The sequence below is a fragment of the Agromyces kandeliae genome (genome assembly GCF_009674665.1).
Lineage (GTDB): Bacteria > Actinomycetota > Actinomycetes > Actinomycetales > Microbacteriaceae > Agromyces > Agromyces kandeliae.
In genome coordinates this window covers 136,872-155,376 of sequence record NZ_WKJD01000019.1, presented here as the reverse complement: position 1 = coordinate 155,376, position 18,505 = coordinate 136,872, and the positions used below count along the sequence as shown (strand labels likewise).

At 71.5% G+C, this 18,505-nt stretch carries 14 protein-coding genes and 1 tRNA gene; 14 read left to right on the top strand and 1 reads right to left on the bottom strand.

Annotation, left to right across the window (positions count from 1 at the left end):
- Positions 1 to 4 precede the first annotated feature (4 nt).
- The 12 genes from hisF to pyk all read left to right on the top strand — a co-directional run bounded on the left by hisF (position 5) and on the right by pyk (position 15,205).
- A complete protein-coding gene (gene hisF, locus GJR97_RS14645; protein ID WP_154347524.1) occupies positions 5 to 766 on the top strand; it encodes an imidazole glycerol phosphate synthase subunit HisF in 762 nt (253 codons plus the stop codon).
- Complete coding sequence (hisI, locus tag GJR97_RS14640; protein ID WP_154347523.1) at positions 763 to 1,191, top strand: phosphoribosyl-AMP cyclohydrolase; 429 nt, start codon at positions 763 to 765, stop codon at positions 1,189 to 1,191. The genes hisF and hisI overlap by 4 nt, the downstream gene beginning before the upstream one ends.
- Positions 1,188 to 2,729 carry an anthranilate synthase component I gene (locus tag GJR97_RS14635; RefSeq protein WP_154347522.1) on the top strand — a complete coding sequence of 514 codons (1,542 nt, stop codon included), beginning with the start codon at positions 1,188 to 1,190 and terminating at the stop codon, positions 2,727 to 2,729. The genes hisI and GJR97_RS14635 overlap by 4 nt, the downstream gene beginning before the upstream one ends.
- Positions 2,726 to 3,442 (top strand): Trp biosynthesis-associated membrane protein, encoded by a 717-nt coding sequence (locus tag GJR97_RS14630; RefSeq protein ID WP_324613540.1) that lies wholly within the window; start codon positions 2,726 to 2,728, stop codon positions 3,440 to 3,442. Before GJR97_RS14635 ends, GJR97_RS14630 begins: the two co-directional genes overlap by 4 nt.
- Before the next feature lie 32 nt (positions 3,443 to 3,474).
- The gene (locus GJR97_RS14625) at positions 3,475 to 3,705 is read left to right on the top strand and encodes a DUF6704 family protein (RefSeq protein ID WP_154347521.1); all 231 of its coding nucleotides are present in this window, start codon (positions 3,475 to 3,477) and stop codon (positions 3,703 to 3,705) included.
- Positions 3,706 to 3,708: 3 nt separating this feature from the next.
- A complete protein-coding gene (trpC, locus tag GJR97_RS14620; protein ID WP_324613539.1) occupies positions 3,709 to 4,479 on the top strand; it encodes an indole-3-glycerol phosphate synthase TrpC in 771 nt (256 codons plus the stop codon).
- A gap of 1 nt (position 4,480) precedes the next feature.
- The gene (gene trpB, locus GJR97_RS14615; RefSeq protein ID WP_154347520.1) at positions 4,481 to 5,686 is read left to right on the top strand and encodes a tryptophan synthase subunit beta; all 1,206 of its coding nucleotides are present in this window, start codon (positions 4,481 to 4,483) and stop codon (positions 5,684 to 5,686) included.
- Positions 5,683 to 6,468 carry a tryptophan synthase subunit alpha gene (gene trpA / locus GJR97_RS14610; protein WP_324613538.1) on the top strand — a complete coding sequence of 262 codons (786 nt, stop codon included), beginning with the start codon at positions 5,683 to 5,685 and terminating at the stop codon, positions 6,466 to 6,468. Before trpB ends, trpA begins: the two co-directional genes overlap by 4 nt.
- Before the next feature lie 65 nt (positions 6,469 to 6,533).
- A complete protein-coding gene (gene lgt / locus GJR97_RS14605; RefSeq protein ID WP_324613537.1) occupies positions 6,534 to 7,523 on the top strand; it encodes a prolipoprotein diacylglyceryl transferase in 990 nt (329 codons plus the stop codon).
- A gap of 166 nt (positions 7,524 to 7,689) precedes the next feature.
- Positions 7,690 to 12,213, top strand: a complete 4,524-nt coding sequence (gene gltB / locus GJR97_RS14600; RefSeq protein WP_154347708.1) for a glutamate synthase large subunit — start codon at positions 7,690 to 7,692, stop codon at positions 12,211 to 12,213.
- Between the two features lie 50 nt (positions 12,214 to 12,263).
- A complete protein-coding gene (locus tag GJR97_RS14595; RefSeq protein WP_324613536.1) occupies positions 12,264 to 13,721 on the top strand; it encodes a glutamate synthase subunit beta in 1,458 nt (485 codons plus the stop codon).
- A 68-nt stretch (positions 13,722 to 13,789) separates the two neighbouring features.
- Entirely contained in the window at positions 13,790 to 15,205 is a 1,416-nt protein-coding gene (pyk, locus tag GJR97_RS14590) for a pyruvate kinase (RefSeq protein ID WP_154347519.1), read from the top strand.
- A 91-nt stretch (positions 15,206 to 15,296) separates the two neighbouring features.
- Here pyk and GJR97_RS14585 read toward each other — a convergent pair.
- Positions 15,297 to 15,382: transfer RNA gene (locus GJR97_RS14585), tRNA-Leu, on the bottom strand.
- A 37-nt stretch (positions 15,383 to 15,419) separates the two neighbouring features.
- On the opposite strand from GJR97_RS14585, the gene GJR97_RS14580 reads away from it, so the two are divergent.
- Positions 15,420 to 16,025 (top strand): ANTAR domain-containing response regulator, encoded by a 606-nt coding sequence (locus GJR97_RS14580; RefSeq protein WP_324613535.1) that lies wholly within the window; start codon positions 15,420 to 15,422, stop codon positions 16,023 to 16,025.
- Between the two features lie 101 nt (positions 16,026 to 16,126).
- On the top strand, positions 16,127 to 18,466 hold the full coding sequence (gene ppsA, locus GJR97_RS14575; RefSeq protein WP_154347518.1) for a phosphoenolpyruvate synthase: 2,340 nt from the start codon (positions 16,127 to 16,129) through the stop codon (positions 18,464 to 18,466).
- Positions 18,467 to 18,505 lie beyond the last annotated feature (39 nt).

Genomic DNA, 18,505 nt, shown 5'->3' with positions numbered 1-18,505 from the left:
GCGCATGTCCCTCGCCGTCCGTGTGATCCCGTGCCTCGACGTGGCCGGCGGCCGCGTCGTCAAGGGCGTCAACTTCCTGAACCTCCGCGACGCCGGCGACCCCGTCGAACTCGCCGCCCGCTACGCCGAACAGGGGGCCGACGAGCTCACCTTCCTCGACGTCACGGCGACGGTCGACGACCGGTCGACGACCTTCGACATGGTGCGTCGCGTGGCGGAGCAGGTGTTCATCCCGCTCACGGTCGGCGGTGGCGTGCGCTCCGTCGTCGACGTCGCGCGTCTCCTCGGCCACGGCGCGGACAAGATCGGCGTGAACAGCGCGGCGATCGCCCGTCCCGAGCTCATCGCCGAGATCGCCGACCGGTTCGGCGCCCAGGTCTGCGTGCTCTCGCTCGACGTCAAGCGGTCCGACCGCACCGGGTCGGGGTTCGTCGTGACGACCCACGGCGGCCGCACCGAGACCGACCTCGACGCGCTCGACTGGGCTCGCCGGGCGATCGAGCTCGGTGCCGGCGAGCTGCTCGTGAACTCCATCGACGCCGACGGCACGAAGCAGGGCTTCGACCTGGAACTCGTGCGGCTCATGCACGAGCTCTCGAGCGTGCCCGTGATCGCCTCCGGCGGGGCCGGCGCACTCGACCACTTCGCGCCGGCGATCGCGGCCGGCGCCGACGCTGTGCTCGCGGCATCCGTGTTCCACAACGGAGAGCTCACCATCGGCGAGGTCAAGCAGGCCCTCGCCGCAGCGGGAAGGGTCGTGCGATGACGTACCGCGACGACGAGGAGCTCGAGCGCGACGCGGAGGGCTGGGCGCCTGACGCGACCGCGGTCGACCGTGCGGCGTTCAACGCCGACGGACTCCTGCCCGCGGTCATCCAGCAGTGGGACACGGGTGAGGTGCTGATGCTCGGGTGGATGGACCGCGAGGCGATGCGCCGCACCCTCACCGAGGGCCGCGTCACCTTCTGGTCGCGGTCGCGTCAGGAGTACTGGCGGAAGGGCGACACGTCCGGGCACGCGCAGTACGTCCGATCCGCCGCCCTCGACTGCGACGCCGACACCCTGCTCGTGCAGGTCGAGCAGGTCGGAGTCGCCTGCCACACCGGTACCCGCACGTGCTTCGACGGCGACCGGCTGCAGGTCGTCGCGGGCACCCCCGACCCCGACCAGCCGCCCGGAGGAGCACGATGACGGCAGCCCGCACCGCCACGACCCGGTTCGACGACTTCACGACCCTGCTGCCGGGCCGGCGCGTGGTGCCGGTCGTGCGGGAGCTCTTCGCCGACGGCGAGACGCCGGTCGGGATCTACCGGAAGCTCGCCGGGGGCCGCCCCGGCACCTTCCTGCTCGAGTCCGCCGAACAGGGCGGCATCTGGTCGCGGTACTCGTTCGTGGGGGCGGCGTCCCACGGCGTCCTCACCGACCGCGACGGCCGCGTCGAATGGCTGGACTACGGGATGTCGCGCGAACGCGCCCTCGGCGAGGCGTCCGACGAGCTCGCCCCGCTCGCCGCGCTCGAGTCCCTCTACGCGCGCTGGCAGACGGAGGACGTCCCGGGTGCGCCGCCGCTGACGGGCGGGCTCGTCGGCTTCATCGGCTGGGAGGCGATCCGCCAGATCGAGCACCTCCCGAACCGCCCGCCGGCCGACTACGAGGTGCCGGGGCAGGCCTTCGCGTTCGTGTCCGAGCTGGTCGTCATGGACCACCGGACGGGGACCGTGCAGCTCGTGGCATCCGTGCTCAACGACCGCGACGAGCCCGCCGACCGGCTCTGGAGCGACGCGCAGGCACGCCTCGACCGCATGCAGGCGGCCCTCGCCGAGCCGGCGGAGGCCCACCTCGCCGAGATCGACCTCTCGCAGGCGCCCGAGCCGCGGTACCGGACCGAGAAGGCCGACTTCCTCGCCGCGGTCGAGCGCTCGAAGGAGTACATCCGCGAGGGCGACATCTTCCAGGTCGTCGTCTCGCAGCGGTTCGAGCAGGAGGCGACGGCCCACCCGATCGACGTCTACCGCGTGCTCCGCAGCCTCAATCCGAGCCCCTATATGTACCTGCTCCACCTCGAGGACGTCGGAGGTGACCCGTACTGGATCGTCGGTTCGTCGCCCGAGGCGCTCGTCAAGGTCGAGGACGGGCGCGTCTACACGCACCCCATCGCCGGCTCGAAGCCGCGCGGTGCGACGCCCGAGGACGACGCCGACCTCGAGGCCGAGCTGATCGCCGACCCGAAGGAGCAGGCCGAGCACCTCATGCTCGTCGACCTGGCGCGCAACGACCTGGCGAAGGTGTGCACGGCCGGAACGGTCGAGGTCACCGAGTTCATGCGCGTGGAGCGGTTCAGCCACATCATGCACCTCGTCTCGTCCGTCGAGGGCGACCTGTCGCCCGAGGCCAACGCGGTCGACGTGTTCCGCGCGACGTTCCCCGCCGGCACGCTCTCCGGCGCCCCGAAGCCGCGAGCGCTCGAGATCATCGACGAGCTCGAGCCCGCGCAGCGCGGGGTGTACGGGGGAGTGGTGGGCTACTTCGGCTTCGGCGGCGACGCCGACCTCGCGATCGCGATCCGCACGGCGACGATCATCGGCGGCGTCGCGCGCGTGCAGGCCGGCGGCGGCCTCGTGGCCGATTCGAACCCGGAGTCGGAGTACCAGGAGTCGGTGAACAAGGCCGCCGCGCCGCTTCGCGCGGTCGCGGTCGCGAACGCCATGCGGCCCGTCGAGAGGGCGTGAGCGTGCGCGCCCGACGGGTGAAGCTCCTCGCGATCCTCGGAATCCTCGTCGGGTCCGGGCTCGCGCTGCTGGCCTGGAGCCGGACCTGGTACTCGGCGACGCTCGTCGACGGTGCGACCTCGGGCTCGACGACGACCCTCGACGTGGCGGGCCAGTCCGCCTCGCCCGCGCTCTCCGCGCTCGCGCTGGCCGGGCTCGCACTCGCAGGCGCGCTCACGATCGCGGGTCCCGTGATCCGGGTCGTACTCGGCCTCCTCGCGGCCGTGCTCGGCGGATGCATCGTGCTCGCCGCATCGCTCGCGATCGCCGACCCCGTGGCGGCAGTGTCCTCGGCGGTCGCCGACGCGACCGGCGTCGCCGGCACCGGGTCGACCGCCGAGCTCGTCGCCGGCGTGGTCGCGTCCGCCTGGCCCGCGGTCGCGGTGGCCGGTGGGGTCGTCGTGGTGCTCGCCGGACTGGCGGTCCTCGTGACCGCACGTGCCTGGCCCACGTCGCGCCGCTACGGAGGCGGCGTGCGGGTCGCGGCCGCCGCCGCCGCTGCTCCGTCATCCGATCGCGCCGTCGACGCCTGGGACGACCTGAGCCGCGGCGACGACCCGACCGAGGCGACCGAGCCTGCCGAGGCGACCGAGCCTGCGACGGCCGACGACGAGCCCGACCACGCGCCGGACGGGCCGGCCGATGGGGACGAGCGCGCCGGGACCACCCGCTAGACTCTTCCCCGACCCCGCACAGAAGGAGCACCATGAGCACTGAGCACGTTGACCCCGGCCACGGACACTCGCCCGCGGCCTGGACGGCCGTGGTGATCATGCTCGTCGCCTTCACGATCGGCACCGTCGCCTTCTTCCTCGACGTGCAGTGGCTCGTGTGGGCGTCCGCGGTGCTCCTCGTCATCGGCCTCGTGGTCGGGTGGGCGCTCGCGCGCGCGGGCTACGGCGTCGACGGCGACAAGGTCGCGCCCAAGGCGCACTGACGCGTGCTCGCCGAGCTCACCGCGAACGCCGTCGCCGACGCCGAAGCGCGTCGTGCCGACCGCCCCATGGCCGAGGTCGAGGCCGCAGCCCTCGCGCGCCCCGACGCGCTGGACGCGCTCGCCGCCCTCGCCCCGGCCGATCGGGTCAAGGTCATCGCCGAGATCAAGCGGTCGAGCCCGTCACGGGGCTCGCTCGCCGCGATCGACGACCCCGCCGCCCTCGCCCGGACCTACGAGCTCGGCGGCGCGAGCGCCATCAGCGTGCTCACCGAGGGACGGAAGTTCGGCGGTTCGCTCGCCGATCTCGAGTCGGTGCGCACCGCGGTCTCCCTCCCGATCCTCCGCAAGGACTTCATCGCGACGGCCTACCAGGTGTTCGAGGCGCGTGCCGCGGGCGCCGACATGGTCCTCCTGATCGTCGCCGCGCTCGATGACGCGACCCTCGCCGAGCTGTACGGGCTGATCACCGAGCTCGGCATGACGCCGCTCGTCGAGACGCACTCGGCCGAGGAGCTCGACCGCGCCGTGCAGGTCGGCGCGAAGCTGATCGGCGTGAACGCCCGCGACCTCACCACGTTCGAACTCGATCGCGACCTGTTCGGCCGCATCGTCGATCGCTTCCCCGACGGGGCGATCAAGGTCGCCGAGTCGGCCGTGCTCTCGGCGGCGGATGTCGCGCACTACCGCGCGGCGGGCGCCGATGCGGTCCTCGTGGGCGAGGCGCTGGTGACGGGCGACCCCATCTCGAACCTCTCTGCATTCCTGGCGGTGTGACATGGCCCTGCGTGCCCAGACCGGTCCCTACTTCGGCGAGTTCGGCGGGCGCTTCGTGCCCGAATCCCTCGTCGCGGCACTCGACGAGCTCTCCGAGGCGTACTCGCTCGCGAAGCTCGACCCGGCGTTCGGCGACGAGCTCGCCGACCTCGGCCGCAACTACACGGGGCGACCGTCGATCATCACCGAGGTGCCGCGCTTCGCCGAGCACGCAGGTGGCGCGCGGGTCATCCTCAAGCGCGAGGACCTGAACCACACCGGCTCGCACAAGATCAACAACGTCCTCGGCCAGGCGCTCCTCACCAAGCGGATCGGCAAGCAGCGCGTCATCGCCGAGACCGGGGCCGGACAGCACGGCGTCGCGACCGCGACGGCCGCAGCGCTCTTCGGGCTCGACTGCACCATCTACATGGGCCAGGTCGACACCGAACGCCAGGCGCTGAACGTCGCGCGCATGCGGTTGCTCGGTGCCGAGGTCGTCGCCGTGAAGACGGGCTCGCGCACGCTCAAGGACGCGATCAACGATGCGATGCGCGACTGGGTCACGAACGTCGAGACGACGAACTACATCTTCGGCACGGTCGCCGGCCCGCACCCGTTCCCCGAGATGGTGCGCGACTTCCAGAAGATCATCGGCGAGGAGGCGCGCCAGCAGGTGCTCGACCTGACCGGTGCGCTGCCGACCGCGGTCGCCGCGTGCGTCGGCGGCGGGTCGAACGCGATCGGGATCTTCCACGCGTTCCTCGACGACGCCGACGTCGCGCTCTACGGCTTCGAGGCGGGCGGCGAGGGCGTCGAGACGCCGCGGCACGCGGCGACCATCTCGAAGGGCCGCCCCGGCGTGCTCCACGGCGCGCGCAGCTACCTGCTCCAGGACGAGGACGGCCAGACCATCGAGTCGCACTCGATCTCGGCCGGCCTCGACTACCCGGGCGTCGGTCCCGAGCACTCGTGGCTCGCGGCGCTCGGCCGCGCGACCTACCGGGCCGTGACCGACGACGCCGCCATGCAGGCGCTGCGCCTGCTCACGCGGTCCGAGGGCATCATTCCCGCCATCGAGTCGGCGCACGCGCTCGCGGGCGCGCTCGAGCTCGGCACCGAGCTCGGTCCGGACGCCACGATCCTCGTGAACCTCTCGGGTCGCGGCGACAAGGACATGGACACCGCCGCCCGGTACTTCGGGCTGTACGACGGAGGCGAGCAGTGAGGAACGTCGGCGAGGTCATCGCCCGGCGCAACGAGGAGTCGGCCGGCGCCCTGATCGGCTACCTGCCGGTCGGCTTCCCCACGCTCGACGCGAGCGTCGACGCGGCGGTCGCGCTCGTCGAGAACGGCGTCGACGTCCTCGAGCTCGGACTTCCGTACTCCGACCCCGTCATGGACGGCACGGTCATCCAGGCGGCCACGCAGGAGGCGCTCGCGAACGGATTCCGCCTCGCTCACGGCTTCGAGGCCGTCCGCCGCGTCACCGAGCGGGTGGACGCCCCGGTGCTCCTCATGACCTACTGGAACCCCGTCGTGCAGTACGGCGTCGACCGGTTCGCCGACGATCTCGCCGCAGCCGGGGGAGCCGGGCTCATCACGCCCGACCTCATCCCCGACGAGGCAGCGGACTGGATCGCGGCGTCCGAGCGCACCGGACTCGACCGCGTGTTCCTCGCGGCGCCCACCTCGACGGACGCGCGACTCCGGCAGACGATCGACGCCAGCCGCGGGTTCGTGTACGCGGTGTCCACGATGGGGATCACGGGAGCGCGCACCGACGTCGACCGGGCCGCGCGCACGCTCGTCGGGCGGCTCCGCGGGGCCGGCGCGACGGCCAGCTGCGTCGGCGTGGGCATCTCCACCGCGGCGCAGGTCGCCGAGGTGCTCGAGTACGCCGAGGGCGCGATCGTGGGCTCGGCGCTCGTGAAGGCCCTCGCCGACGGCGGGGTCGACGCGGCCGGTGCGCTCGCGGCGGAGCTCGCGCGCGGCACCGCTCGTCAGTGAAGTAGTCTCGACGAGGCCGCCCCTCACGGCGCGCCCCGCAGCATCGACGAAAGGCAGAGCCCGGCGTGATCGCACCGCTCAGCATCCCGAGCCCCGACCCGGCGTGGCGCACGCTGGAGATCCCCGTCTTCGGGCTGACGCTCAACATCCAGATGTACGCGCTGTGCATCCTCGCGGGCATCATCCTCGCCACGATCATCACCTCGCGTCGCCTCACCAAGCGCGGTGCCGAGCCCGGGATCGTGCTCGACGTGGTCCTCTGGGCCGTCCCGCTCGGCATCGTCGGCGCGCGGTTGTACCACGTCTTCACGCACCCCGACGACTACTTCGCCGGTCAGGAGTGGTGGAAGGTCTTCGCGATCTGGGAGGGCGGCAACGCCATCTACGGTTCGCTCATCGGCGGAGCGATCGGCGTCATCATCGCGTGCCGCCTCACCGGGCTCCGGTTCTGGTCCTTCGCCGACGCGCTCGCCCCGGGCCTGCTCGTCGCGCAGGCCGTCGGCCGACTCGGCAACTGGTTCAACCACGAGCTGTTCGGGTGGCCGACCGACCTGCCCTGGGGTCTCGAGATCGGCAGCGACAACCCGGCCTTCCCCGCCGGACTGCCCGAGGGCACGCTCTTCCACCCGACGTTCCTGTACGAGATCGTGTGGAACCTCCTCGGCGTCGTCGTCCTCCTGGGGCTCGAGCGCACGTTCCGCCTCCGCTGGGGCAAGATGTTCGGCGCCTACCTCATCTGGTACGGCGCGGGCCGGGCCGTCTTCGAGACGATCCGCGTCGACCCGAGCGAGATGTTCCTCGGGATCCGCTCGAACGTCTGGGCGTCGTTCGCGGCGATCGTCATCGGCCTCGTCATCATCGCCGTCCAGAGCCGCCGGCACACCGGAATCGAGCCGAGCGTGTACCGGCCCGGGCGTGAATGGGTGCCGGCCGATGCTGAGGTAGACTCTGACGACACCGAGTCCGACACCGACTCTCTCGACGATGGCGTCGAGGGCGAGAACGCACACGGCGAGCCGGCTGCCACAAGCTCGAGCCGCTCGGCCTCCGAATAGGGGCCACGCCGAAACCGCGTTCCCCATCGCTGCGCCGCACCTCGCGCCGCGAATCCTCCATCGTGGGCCGACGACGTCCCCGTTGCCACCGAGATACCGAGGACGGTCCAACGTGTCGCTTCCCCCTCCCCACTCCAGGTTCGGTCTGACCCCGCCCGCACAGGGCATGTACGACCCTGCCGCCGAGAAGGACGCCTGCGGGCTCGCGATGGTCGCGACCCTGCGCGGCACCGCCGGGCATGACATCATCACCGCGGCACTCGACGCGCTGCGGAACCTCGAGCACCGGGGCGCGGTCGGCTCCGACGCGGGCACGGGCGACGGGGCGGGCATCATCACGCAGGTCCCCGACGCGTTCCTCCGGGCGGTCGTGGACTTCCCGCTCCCCGAGCCCGGCTCGTACGCGGTCGGCAACGCGTTCCTGCCCGTCGACCCCACGGCGCGCAGCCAGGTCAAGCAGCAGTTGCGCCGGATCGCGGCGTCCGAGGGCCTCGAGGTCATCGGATGGCGCGAAGTGCCCGTCCGACCGGACGAGCTCGGCACGCTCGCGCGCGCGGCGATGCCGGTCGTCCAGCAGCTCTACGTGCGGAGTTCCGCGACGACGTCGGAGGGCGCGCACGTCACGGGCATCGCCCTCGACCGGCTGACGTTCCGGCTGCGCAAGCGCGCCGAGCGCGAGCTCGAGCTGTACTTCGCGTCGCTGTCGTGCCGGACGCTCGTCTACAAGGGCATGGTCACGACCCTCCAGCTCGAGCCGTTCTACCCCGACCTCTCGGACGAGCGGTTCGCCTCGAAGCTCGCGCTCGTCCACTCGCGCTACTCGACGAACACGTTCCCGTCCTGGCCGCTCGCGCAGCCGTTCCGGATGATCGCGCACAACGGCGAGATCAACACCATCCAGGGCAACCGGAACTGGATGCGCGCGCGCCAGTCGCAGCTCGATTCCGAGGCCCTCGGCGACCTCGCACCGGTCATGCCGATCGTCACGCCCGGAGCGAGCGACTCCGCCTCGTTCGACGAGGTCGTGGAACTGCTCACGCTCGCCGGTCGGAGCCTCCCGCACGCGGTCATGATGATGGTGCCCGAGGCGTGGGAGAAGCAGGCTGAGATCGACCCGGCGCGGCGGGCGTTCTACGACTACCACTCGATGCTCATGGAGCCGTGGGACGGCCCCGCTGCCATCGTGTTCACCGACGGCACGCTCGTCGGTGCGACGCTCGACCGGAACGGACTGCGTCCCGGGCGCTACCTCGTGACCGACGACGGGCTCGTCGTCCTCGCGAGCGAGATCGGCGTCATCGACCTCCCGCAGCGTCGGGTCGTCCGCAAGGGCCGCCTGCAGCCCGGCCGGATGTTCCTCGTCGACACGGAGGCGGGCCGCCTCATCGAGGACGACGAGATCAAGGCCGAGCTCGCGGCATCCGCCCCCTGGCAGGACTGGCTCGACGAGGGCCGCATCCGCCTCGCCGACCTGCCGGAGCGCGAGCACATCGTGCACCCGCCCGCATCGGTGAACCGCCGTCAGCGCACGTTCGGGTACACCGAGGAAGAGGTCAAGGTCCTCCTCGCGCCGATGGCGAAGGCCGGCCAGGAGCCGATCGGCGCCATGGGGTCCGACACCCCGATCGCCGTGCTCTCGCAGCGCCCGCGGCTGCTCTTCGACTACTTCACCCAGCAGTTCGCCCAGGTGACGAACCCGCCGCTCGACTCCATCCGGGAGCAGGTCGTCACCTCGCTGTCGACCTCGCTCGGGCCGGAGCGGAACCTGCTGACGGCGGGGCCCGAGCACGCCCGGCAGGTGTCCCTCGACTTCCCGGTCATCGACAACGACCAGCTGGCGAAGATCGTGCACATGACCGCGCCGTCCGGCGCCCGTGCCGCGCGCACGCTCCGGGGGCTGTATCGCGTCGACGAGGGCGACGCCGGCCTCCGCGAGCGGATCGAGGAGCTCTGCCGCGAGGTCGACGAGGCGATCGAGGAGGGCGCGTCGTTCATCGTCCTGAGCGACCGCGACACGACTAAGGACCTCGCGCCGATCCCGTCGCTGCTCATGCTCTCGGCGGTGCACCACCACCTCATCCGCTCCGAGACGCGCATGAAGGTCGGCCTCGTGGTCGAGGCCGGCGACGTCCGCGAGGTGCACCACGTGGCGCTCCTCGTCGGCTACGGCGCATCGGCCGTGAACCCGTACCTCGCGATGGAGACGTGCGAGGAACTCGTCCGCTCGGGCGTCCTCACGGGCATCACCCCCGAGCAGGCGGTGCGCAACGTGATCACCGCACTCGGCAAGGGCGTGCTGAAGATCATGTCGAAGATGGGCATCTCGACCATCGCGTCGTACGCGGGCGCGCAGGCCTTCGAGGCCGTCGGGCTCTCGCAGGACTTCATCGACGAGTACTTCACCGGTACGACCTCGAAGCTCGGCGGCGTCGGCATCGACGTGATCGCCGACGAGAACCGGTCGCGTCACTCCGTGGCCTACCCGGCGGACGTCGCGGTGCGGGCGCACGAACGACTGCAGACCGGCGGCGAGTACCAGTGGCGTCGCGACGGCTCGCCGCACCTCTTCAACCCCGAGACGGTCTTCCGCCTGCAGCACTCGACGCGCAACCGTCGCTACGACGTGTTCCGCGAGTACACCGACATGGTCGACACGCAGGCGGAGCAGCTGATGACGCTCCGCGGCATGTTCGCCCTGCGGAGCGGGGTGCGCCCTGCCGTGCCGATCGACGAGGTCGAGCCGATCGAGTCGATCGTCAAGCGCTTCTCCACGGGCGCGATGAGCTACGGCTCGATCTCGAAGGAGGCGCACGAGACCCTCGCGATCGCCATGAACCGGCTCGGCGGGAGGTCGAACACCGGTGAGGGCGGCGAGGACCTCGACCGCCTGCTCGACCCGGAGCGCCGCAGCGCGGTCAAGCAGGTGGCCTCGGGCCGCTTCGGCGTCACGAGCATGTACCTCACCCACGCCGACGACATCCAGATCAAGCTCGCGCAGGGCGCCAAGCCCGGCGAGGGCGGGCAGCTGCCGCCGACGAAGGTCTACCCGTGGGTCGCGCGCACCCGGCACGCGACGGCGGGCGTCGGCCTGATCTCGCCGCCGCCGCACCACGACATCTACTCGATCGAAGACCTCAAGCAGCTGATCTTCGACCTCAAGCGCGCCAACCCCGGCGCTCGCGTGCACGTCAAGCTCGTGAGCCAGTCGGGCATCGGGGCGGTCGCCGCCGGCACCGCGAAGGCGCTCGCCGACGTCATCCTGGTCTCCGGCCACGACGGCGGCACCGGCGCGAGCCCGCTGAACTCGCTGAAGCACGCGGGCACGCCGTGGGAGCTCGGCCTCGCGGAGACGCAGCAGACGCTCATGCTGAACGGCATGCGCGACCGGGTGGTCGTGCAGGTCGACGGGCAGCTCAAGACCGGTCGCGACGTCGTGATCGGCGCGCTGCTCGGTGCCGAGGAGTTCGGCTTCGCGACCGCGCCGCTCGTCGTCGAAGGCTGCGTCATGATGCGCGTCTGCCACCTCGACACGTGCCCGGTCGGCGTCGCGACCCAGAACCCGGAGCTGCGCAAGCGCTTCACGGGCAAGCCGGAGTTCGTCGTGAACTTCTTCGAGTTCATCGCGCAGGAGGTCCGCGAGTACCTCGCGGAGCTCGGCTACCGTTCGCTCGACGAGATCATCGGCCGCCGCGAGCTCCTCGACGTCGAGCGTGCGGTGCGCCACTGGAAGGCGTCGGGCCTCGACCTCACGCCCGTGCTCGTCGGGCCGGACTTCTCCGACTCCGAGCCGCGCCGCAACGGTCGCCGCCAGGACCACGAGCTCGACGAGCACTTCGACAACGAGCTGATCCGCCGGAGCGCGCTCGTCCTGGAGCAGGGCGGTCGCGTCGAGATCGAGCTGCCGGTGCGGAACACCGAGCGCGCGGTCGGAACCATGCTCGGCCACGAGGTCACCGTCCGCCACGGCGCCCAGGGGCTGCCCGAGGGATCGATCGACGTGACGCTGACGGGCAGCGCCGGCCAGTCGTTCGGCGCGTTCCTCCCGGGCGGCATCCGGCTGCGCCTCGAGGGCGACTCGAACGACTACGTCGGCAAGGGCCTCTCGGGCGGACAGATCATCGTCCGTCCGGCGCGCGAGGCCGGGTTCGTCGCCGAGCGCAACGTGATCGCGGGCAACGTGATCGGCTACGGCGCGACGCAGGGGAGCATGTTCATCCGCGGCATCGTGGGGGAGCGGTTCCTCGTCCGCAACTCGGGGGCGACCGCCGTCGCCGAGGGCGTCGGCGACCACGCGCTGGAGTACATGACGGGCGGACTCGCCCTGATCCTCGGCCCGACCGGTCGGAACCTCGGTGCGGGCATGTCGGGCGGCACCGCCTACGTGCTCGACCTCGCAGAGGTCAAGGTCAACCGCGAGTCGCTCTCGAGCGGCGAGCTGGAGCTCCACGAGCTCGGCAGCGCGGACCACGAGATCGTCCGCGACCTGCTCGAGCAGCACCTCGAGTACACGGACTCGGCGGTCGCCGCGACCCTCCTCGCCGAGGGGGACGCCGCGTTCGACCGCTTCACGAAGGTGCTGCCGCGCGACTACGCCGCGGTCCTCCGAACGCGGCAGAGCGCCGTCGACGAGGGCCTCGACCCCGACGGCGACGTCGTGTGGAGCCGCATCCTGGAGGTGACCGGTGGCTGAGCGCGTGACGCCCCGCCGCACGGTCCCGATCGACTGCACGGAGGTGACGGGTGGCTGACCCGAAGGGCTTTCTGAAGGTCACCGAGCGGGAGCTTCCCAAGCGTCGCCCCGTCCCGGTGCGCATCATGGACTGGAAAGAGGTCTACGAGCAGGGCGACTCCGCCCAGCTCCGACGCCAGGCCGGCCGCTGCATGGACTGCGGCATCCCGTTCTGCCACCAGGGGTGCCCGCTCGGCAACCTGATCCCCGAGTGGAACGACCTGATGTGGCGGGGCGAGGGCCGTGCCGCGATCGAGAGACTGCACGCGACGAACAACTTCCCCGAGTTCACCGGGCGGCTCTGCCCGGCCCCGTGCGAGTCGTCGTGCGTCCTCGGCATCAACCAGCCGGCCGTCACGATCAAGCAGGTCGAGGTCTCGATCATCGACCAGGCCTTCGGCAGCGGATGGGTGCAGCCGCAGCCGCCCGGGCGCCTCACCGGCAAGACCGTCGCGGTCGTCGGCTCGGGTCCTGCCGGCCTCGCGGCCGCGCAGCAGCTCACCCGTGCCGGCCACACGGTGGCGGTGTACGAGCGGGACGACCGCATCGGCGGCCTCCTGCGGTACGGCATCCCCGACTTCAAGATGGAGAAGAAGCACCTCGAGCAGCGGCTCGCCCAGATGACGGCCGAGGGGACCCGCTTCCGGGCCGGCGTCGAGATCGGCGTGGACCTCTCGTGGGACGAACTGCGCCGGCGCTACGACGCCGTCGTGGTCGCGACGGGCGCACTCGTGCCCCGCGACCTGCCGATCCCCGGCCGCGACCTTCCGGGCGTGCACTTCGCCATGGAGTTCCTCACGCAGTCCAACCGCGTGGTCGCGGGCGACGACGTGTTCGACCAGATCAGTGCGGAGGGCAAGCACGTCGTGGTCCTCGGCGGCGGCGACACGGGCGCGGACTGCATCGGCACCGCCCACCGCCAGGGCGCGCTGTCCGTCACGAACCTCGCCATCGGCAAGCAGCCGAGCACCACCCGCTCGGCGGACCAGCCGTGGCCGATGCACCCGAACGTGTTCGAGGTGCAGAGCGCCCACGAGGAGGGAGGCCAGCGGCAGTACCTCGCCTCGACGGTCGAGTTCCTCGCGAACGACGTCGGTGAGGTCCGCGCGATCCGCGTCGCCGAGACCGAGTACCTCGACGGCCGCCGCGTGCCGAAGGCGGGCACCGAGCGCGAGATCCCGGCCGACCTCGTCCTGCTCGCCCTCGGCTTCACCGGCCCCGAGACCGAGGCGGCGACCGACCAGCTCGGCCTCCGGCCCACGGAGCGAGGGAACTTCGCGCGCGAGGCCGATTACGCGACCGAGGAGCCCGGCGTGTTCGTCGCCGGCGACGCGGGCCGCGGGCAGTCGCTCATCGTCTGGGCCATCGCCGAGGGGCGGGCTGCGGCGGCATCCGTCGACCGGTACCTTGAAGGTGAGACGCAGCTGCCGAGCCCCATCCCCGCGACGGCGCGAGCCTTCGCCGTGTGACCGGCGCCGACGGCGCCTGCAGACCCCGATCCAGCGCTTCGGCGCGCAACCCCTGGAGCACACACCACATGAGAAGAGCGAAGATCGTCGCCACGCTCGGGCCCGCAACATCCAGTTACGAGCAGATCCGCGCGATCATCGACGCGGGCATCGACGTCGCCCGGATGAACCTCAGCCACGGCAGCTACGACGTGCACGAGGGCGTCTACCAGAACGTGCGGAAGGCCGCCAACGACTCCGGTCGTTCGGTCGCGGTGCTCGTCGACCTGCAGGGGCCGAAGATCCGCCTGGGCAAGTTCGCCGACGGGCCGCACGAGCTCGCCGAGGGCGACATCTTCAAGATCACGACGGAGGAGATCCTCGGGACGAAGGAGATCGTCGGAACCACCTTCAAGGGACTGCCGCACGACGTCGAGGCGGGCGACCACCTCCTCATCGACGACGGCAAGGTCCGCGTCGAGGTGCTCGAGACCGACGGCACCGTCGTCACGACCAAGGTGATCGTGGCCGGACCGGTCTCGAACAACAAGGGCATCAACCTGCCCGGCGTCGCGGTGAACGTCCCGGCGCTCTCCGACAAGGACGAGGCCGACCTGCGCTGGGCGCTCAAGCTCGGGGCCGACCTCATCGCGCTCTCCTTCGTGCGCAACGCGGCCGACATCGACCGCGTGCACCAGATCATGTCGGAGGAGGGCCGGCGCCTTCCCGTCATCGCGAAGATCGAGAAGCCGCAGGCCGTCGACGCGCTCGAGGGCATCATCGAGGCGTTCGACGCCATCATGGTCGCCCGCGGCGACCTCGGCGTCGAGCTCCCGCTCGAAGCGGTGCCCATCGTGCAGAAGCGCGCGGTCGAGATCGCTCGCCGGCTGGCCAAGCCGGTGATCGTGGCGACGCAGATGCTCGAGTCGATGACCCACGCGCCGGTCCCGACGCGGGCCGAGACGTCGGATGTCGCGAACGCCATCCTCGACGGTGCCGACGCGGTCATGCTGTCGGGCGAGACGAGCGTCGGCGAGTACCCGGTGCAGACCGTGAAGACCATGTCCCGCATCGTCGAGTCGACCGAGAAGCACGGGCTGGACCGCATCGCGCCGCTCGGCACCAAGCCGCGCACCCAGTCCGGGGCGATCACGCTGGCCGCGGTCGAGGTCGCCGACTTCGTCGAGGCCAAGTACCTCTGCGTCTTCACCGAGACCGGTGAGTCGGTGCGACGGATGGCCCGCATCCGCTCGGTCATCCCGATCCTCGCGTTCACGCCCGACCCCGCGATCCGCCGCCGGATGGCGCTCTACTGGGGCGTCGAGTCGTACGTCGTCGACCGGGTCACGCACACCGACCAGATGGTCGGCCAGGTGGACGAGGTGCTCGAGAAGACCGGCAAGGCCTCGGTCGGCGAGAAGGTCGTCATCATCTCGGGTTCCCCTCCTGGAATCCCCGGCACGACCAACGACGTGCGCGTGCACATCGTCGGCGAGGTGCTCTGACCCACGGTCCGTCCGAACGGCCCGGTCGCGCGACGCGGCCGGGCCGTTCGGCGTGCTCGGGCGGCGGCGCCGGGCGAGGCATCCGACCGCGTGGTGCCGGTGGTGGGGGTCGAACCCACACGCCCTCACGGGCAAAGCATTTTGAGTGCTCCGCGTCTGCCATTCCGCCACACCGGCCTCAGGGCCCCGGCCAGAATACCGTAGGCTTTCCAGCGTGACAGACACCGAAGACACCCAGCCGGCTCCGCGTCGCGTCGTCGTCGCGGAGGACGAGTCGCTCATCCGCCTCGACATCGTCGAGATCCTGCGCGACCATGGCTACGAGGTGGTCGGCGAGGCCGGCGACGGCGAGACCGCGGTCCAGCTCGCGACCGAGTTGCGACCCGACCTGGTCATCATGGACGTGAAGATGCCGCAGCTCGACGGCATCTCGGCGGCGGAGCGACTCTCCAAGGGCCACATCGCCCCGGTCGTCCTGCTGACCGCGTTCAGCCAGAAGGAACTCGTCGAGCGTGCGAGCGAGGCGGGCGCGCTGGCGTACGTCGTCAAGCCGTTCACCCCCAACGACCTGCTCCCCGCGATCGAGATCGCGCTCGCCCGCCACGCGCAGATCATCGCGCTCGAGGCAGAGGTCGGCGACCTCGTCGAGCGCTTCGAGACCCGCAAGCTCGTCGACCGCGCGAAGGGCCTGCTGAACGAGAAGATGGGCCTCACCGAGCCCGAGGCGTTCCGCTGGATCCAGAAGGCCTCGATGGACCGGCGCCTCACCATGAAGGACGTCTCGCAGGCGATCATCGAGCAGCTCGCGCCGAAGAAGTAGGCCGTGGGCCCTCCGGCCCTAGGCCGGCGTCCACGCTCGTGGGCAGGATGTGTGCGCACCGGGGCGACGCGGCTCGGGTGCCGAGCGAACCGGAGCGCACCATGCTGCACGATGTCACGTCCACCCTGGTCACCCGCTTCGAGGACGTGCGCCTCGGCGACGCGGCCTCCGTCGGCGGCAAGGGGGCGAACCTCGGGGAGCTGACCGCCGCGGGCCTGCCCGTGCCGCCGGGCTTCGTCGTGACGGCCGAGGCCTACCTTGAGGCGATGGAGCACGCCGGCATCCGCGCTCGGCTGGTCGATGGCTTCCGCGCCGCGGCGGCGGCGGCCGACGATCCCGTTTCGCTGCCGCGGGCGGCTGCCGAGCTCCGCGCCGCCGTGCGCGGCATGACGCTCCCGGAGCGCGTCCGCGACGCCGTCCTGGGCGAGTACCGCCGCCTCGGCTCGGCGGCCGTGGCGGTCCGCTCCTCAGCGACGTCGGAGGACGCGGCGGGGACGTCCTTCGCGGGAATGCACGAGACCTACAACAACGTGGTCGGCGAGGACGCGCTCCTCGACCGCATCCGGGACTGCTGGGCCTCCCTGTACGGCGAGCGTGTGATCGCCTACCGTGCGAGCCAGGGCATGGACGAGGAACCCGTGCTGGCGGTCGTGGTGCAGACGCAGGTCGCATCCGATCGCTCCGGCGTGATGTTCACCGTCGACCCGTCGACGGGAGCGCGCGACCGATTGGTGATCGAGGCGGCGCTGGGCCTCGGGGAGGTCGTCGTGTCGGGCCTCGTCGAGCCCGACACCTACATCGTGGCGAAGGAGGGCCTGCGCCTGGCGTCCGTTCGCGTCGGACGCCAGGCGCACCGCCTCGTGCCCGGACCCGGTGGGAGCGTCGAGCGCGAGGACCTGTCTCCCGCCGACGCCGATGCGAGGGTGCTTACCGATGCGGAGGTGCTCGAGGTCGCGGAGCTCGGCCTGCGTGTCGAGGCGCACTACGGCGAGCCGCAGGACACCGAGTGGGCGTACTCCGGCGGGCGGCTCTGGATGCTGCAGTCGCGGCCGGTCACCACGCTCGGCGGAGGACCCGCGGTCCCGGAGGCCGACGACCGATCGATCGCAGGTGGACCGCCCGTCGGTGCCGTGCTGCTGCGCGGCCTCGGCGCCGCTCCGGGCCGGGTCACGGGTCGCGTCCGGATCCTGGGCACCCCGGCGGAGGGCGGTCAGTTGCGGGCCGGCGAGGTCCTCGTCGCGCCCATGACCAACCCGGACTGGGTTCCGACCATGCGCCGCGCGGCCGCCGTCGTGACCGACGGAGGGGGCATGACCTGCCATGCGGCGATCGTCGCGCGCGAGCTCGGCGTGCCTGCGGTCGTCGGCGCTCGCACCGCGACGTCGGTCCTCCGCGACGGCGAACTCGTCACCGTCGACGGCGCCAAGGGCGAGGTGGTCGAGGGGGCGGATGCCGCGACGCGGCCGAGTTCCGTGTCGCCGGCCGCGACCGCGCCGGTCGCGGTGCCCGGTGGGTCGGCGGCATCCGTGCCGCTGGCCACGAAGCTCTACGTCAACCTCGCGATCGCCGAGCGCGCGGAGGAGGTCGCCGCCCTCGGCGTCGACGGCGTCGGCCTGTTGCGCGCGGAGTTCATGATCACCGACGCCCTCGGCGGCCTGCATCCGCGCGAGATGCTCGCACGCGGTGAGCGCGAGGAGTTCCTGCGGAGGATGACCGAGTCCCTGCTGGCCGTCACGCGCGCGTTCGGCCGCCGCCCCGTGGTGTATCGAACGATCGACTTCCGAACGAACGAGTTCCGAGGGCTCGAGGGCGGCGACCGGTTCGAGCCCGAGGAGAACAACCCGATGATCGGGTATCGCGGTGCCTACCGGTACGTCAGGGAGCCCGAGCTGTTCTCGCTCGAGATGGAGCTGCTCGCCAGGGTGCGCGAGGAGACGCCGAACCTGCACGTGATGCTGCCGTTCGTCCGCACGCGCTGGGAGCTGGAGGCCTGCCTCGAGCTGATCGATGCCAGTCCACTCGGCCGCCAGCGGGGACTCAAGCGGTGGGTGATGGCGGAGGTCCCGTCCATCGCGTACCGCATCCCCGAGTACGCGGCACTGGGGATCGACGGTGTCTCGATCGGCTCGAACGACCTCACCCAGTTGATGCTGGGTGTCGACCGGGACTCGGAGATCTGCGCCGACCTGTTCGACGAGTCCGACGCCGCGGTGCTCGATGCGATCGAGCGGATCATCGCGGCGTGCCGCGCGTCGGGCATCACGTCGTCACTGTGCGGCCAGGCGCCGTCGAACGACCCGGCGTTCGCCGAGCACCTCGTGCGGTTCGGCATCGACTCGATCTCGGTCAATCCGGATGCCGCGGACCGCACCCGAGGGGTGGTGGCGGCCGCTGAGCGGCGGATCCTCCTCGACGCCGCGCGGGGTGCATCGACCGGCTGAGCGCGGCCGGGCGCAGGCCCCGGTCGTGTCGGTGCCCGC

What these genes read in the sequence shown, in the direction of transcription:
- hisF (WP_154347524.1), top strand. Translation starts at nt 5, where the DNA reads ATGTCCCTCGCCGTCCGTGTGATCCCGTGCCTCGACGTGGCCGGCGGC.
- hisI (WP_154347523.1), top strand. Translation starts at nt 763, where the DNA reads ATGACGTACCGCGACGACGAGGAGCTCGAGCGCGACGCGGAGGGCTGG.
- GJR97_RS14635 (WP_154347522.1), top strand. Translation starts at nt 1,188, where the DNA reads ATGACGGCAGCCCGCACCGCCACGACCCGGTTCGACGACTTCACGACC.
- GJR97_RS14625 (WP_154347521.1), top strand. Translation starts at nt 3,475, where the DNA reads ATGAGCACTGAGCACGTTGACCCCGGCCACGGACACTCGCCCGCGGCC.
- trpB (WP_154347520.1), top strand. Translation starts at nt 4,481, where the DNA reads ATGGCCCTGCGTGCCCAGACCGGTCCCTACTTCGGCGAGTTCGGCGGG.
- gltB (WP_154347708.1), top strand. Translation starts at nt 7,690, where the DNA reads ATGTACGACCCTGCCGCCGAGAAGGACGCCTGCGGGCTCGCGATGGTC.
- pyk (WP_154347519.1), top strand. Translation starts at nt 13,790, where the DNA reads ATGAGAAGAGCGAAGATCGTCGCCACGCTCGGGCCCGCAACATCCAGT.
- ppsA (WP_154347518.1), top strand. Translation starts at nt 16,127, where the DNA reads ATGCTGCACGATGTCACGTCCACCCTGGTCACCCGCTTCGAGGACGTG.